Raw genomic sequence first — 2,887 nt, forward strand, 5'->3', positions numbered from 1 at the left:
GACAACGCCTCCGCCGTGAAGCCGTTCGGGGCCATCGACACGCCCACCCAGGGCGGCACGGCCTCCGGCACCGTCTTCTATAATTTCGGCTGGGTCCTGACGCCGCCCCCGAATTCCATCCCGGTCGACGGCACGACCATCTGGGTCTGGGTGGACGGCGTCCCGTTGGCCCATCCCTCCTACGGCCATTACCGGGACGACATCGCGACCCAGTTCCCGGGGTATTTGAACAGCAACGGGGCTATCGGCGTTTACGAGCTGAATACCACGGGCTATGAGGACGGCGTGCATACGATCGTCTGGAGCGCCCGCGACACGGCGGACAACGAGGACGGGATCGGAAGCCGATACTTCCAGATAACGAACGGCGCCTTCCCGGCGCCCGACGGTGCGCCTGCCGCGGCCGCCCTGCCGCCCGCGGGCGGCTGGGAGGGCGTTTCGCTGGAGAAGCCCGAGCCGGCCGGCCTGACGATCGAGGAGCTGGGGAGGGTGCGGATTCGCTTGCAAGGCCCGGTCGGGGCCCGCTTCCTGGGCTGGGGCCGCGCGGAGGGGTTGCCGCTTCCCATAGGTTCGACCCTGCGGCCGGAGACGGGGGAATTCTTCTGGATCCCCGGGCCGGGGTTCCTGGGCGAGCATGTCCTCCATTTCGCGGTCACGGATGGGGTGACGCGAAGCCTTCCCTTGCGGGTGACGATCCGCATCGTTCCCAAGACATATCCCCGGCGACCGCAATCGCCGGTAAGATAATTTTGATGGAGGCGTCGATGAAACGCTTATTGACGGCCATCTGGCTGGGCATGATCGTCCTGGCGGTCTGGGGAAGCGCCCAGATAACGGTGACATCGCCTTCCGTGCGGACCAACGTCAAGGCCGCTCCGGACTATGCCACCGAGGTCCTGCGGGATCCCTGGGACATGAACGAGCGGACGGACCTGGGCTGGCGGATCTTCAACACCGTCGAACAGTATCCGTCGTATCTATCCAATATCTCCTTTTCCGGAGGCCTCTTCTCCGCCGTCACGGCCTATACTCCGGGCGGGGGAGCGACCTACTCCGACGCCAACATCTCGATCCTGGATTCGGCTTACCCGGGCACGGCGGTGATCGGCAAGTTCGGATCGAACTATCCCATCGACGCGAGCAAGTACACCGTGTTGGCCATCCGGATGTACCTCACTCCGCCGATCAGCTCTTGGCCCGAGGGGCAGCTCTACTGGTCGCGCAACACCATATACAACGACATCACGGTCTCGGGCGACATCCCGATGTTCGGCGGATGGCACATTTATCTGATCGACATCCCCTCCCTGGGGACGAACGGGCTGAGCAGCTATCCCTGGGCGGGGATGCTGGACTCGCTGCGCTTCGACCCGATCGTGACCAAGGACAAGACCATCCAGATCGACTGGATGCGGCTGGTCCAGAAGAATGCCCTCTACGAGGGCACGGCGACCTGGGCGGGCAACGCCGGCAACGTCGATCTCTACCTGGACAACGACGCCAACGCCGGCAACGGGAACCTCGGGATGCTGAAATCGAACCAGCCGGGGACAAGCACGACGTTCCTGGTCGGAGGGCTGACCCCGGGCGATTATTATGTCGCCGTGGCGCCCACGGGGACGCAGACCTACTCCTATTCGCCGGGGTATTTCCACGTCAACGATCCTCCCGTCATCTCGATCACCAAGCCGTCCGAAGAGGGAAGCGACCAGGACTTCATCACCACCAAGACCGGCAACCCCTGGGACATGAATGCGGCCGGCGACATCGACCTGACGATGAACCTGAGCAATCCCCAGTTTACGCTCATCGACTACCAGGACATGGCCGGCCACGCCTTCGCCGGCAATACGGTCTTCCAGGCCGACAGCATCGCCGCGGTGCCCGGGAACGTGGGCGATCCGATCGTCTTCTTCCTCAATTTCATGTACCGGGGGGCCACCTATAAGATCGACCCGGTCAAGTACCATCGGCTGACGTTCAAGATGGGGATTGCCGGAACCCACAGCACCAACGATGGTTCGATGGCCAGGGTCATCTGGAAGCGAACCGACGAATCCGTGGAGAACGTCAGTGCGGACATCGTCATCCGCCATACGGCCGGGACCTGGATCATGAACAAGCTGGTCTGCGACATGGCCACACTGCCGCTCGAAACCGGCGCGGGAAGCCCCTCCCATTCGGGCTGGACGGGGCAGATCGACAGTTTCAGGCTCGATCCGCACGAGTTCTCGACCCCCCGGGCGTTCTTCATCGACGACGTCCGGCTCGCCGCGGACTGGACGGCCGACGCGTCGTTCACCATTCAATGGGCGGCCCAGGACGCGGACGGCGGGGCCACGGTCTCGCTCTACTACGACAACAACGCTTCGGGCTTCGACGGGACGCTGATCGCCTCGGGGCTGGCCGCCTCGGCCGGTTCCTACGCTTGGAACACCTCGGCCGTGCCGGGCGGGACCTACTACGTCTACGCCGTCATCAGCGACGGCACGAACGACAACCGTGCCTACGGCGGCGGTCCCGTCATCATCGCGCACGCCGGCGGCGGCGTGCCGACGATCGGGTTGTCCAAGATCTCGGTCCACCTTGGCGCCACCCAAAACGGCGCCGCCACCGATGCGGATGCCGTCCTGGTTACGAACACGGGCACGGGGGTCCTGAGCTGGCAGGCCGCCGCCAACCGGGATTGGATATCGGCAACGCCCGCGAGCGGCGGCCATAACGCGCTGCTCCAGATCGGGGCATCCCGGACGAATCTTGCGCCCGGTTCCTACACGGGATCGGTGACGGTGCAAGACCCGGCGGCGGCGAACAGCCCTCAGATCATCTCCGTGACGTACGATGTCTACGCCGCGGGCGCCGACTCGGCGCCCTTCGGTTCGTTCGA

The 2,887-nt window shown here is 64.7% G+C and carries 2 protein-coding genes; both read left to right on the plus strand.

Annotation, left to right across the window (positions count from 1 at the left end; all coding sequences use genetic code 11):
* Positions 1 to 747: hypothetical protein (locus NTZ26_00015; protein MCX6558872.1), on the plus strand; the 747-nt coding region annotated here is incomplete at its 5' end.
* Positions 748 to 764: 17 nt separating this feature from the next.
* Positions 765 to 2,887, plus strand: a 2,123-nt coding sequence (locus NTZ26_00020) for a hypothetical protein (protein ID MCX6558873.1), incomplete at its 3' end; no start/stop codon positions are given.

Source organism: Candidatus Aminicenantes bacterium, assembly GCA_026393855.1.
GTDB lineage: Bacteria > Acidobacteriota > Aminicenantia > Aminicenantales > UBA4085 > UBA4085.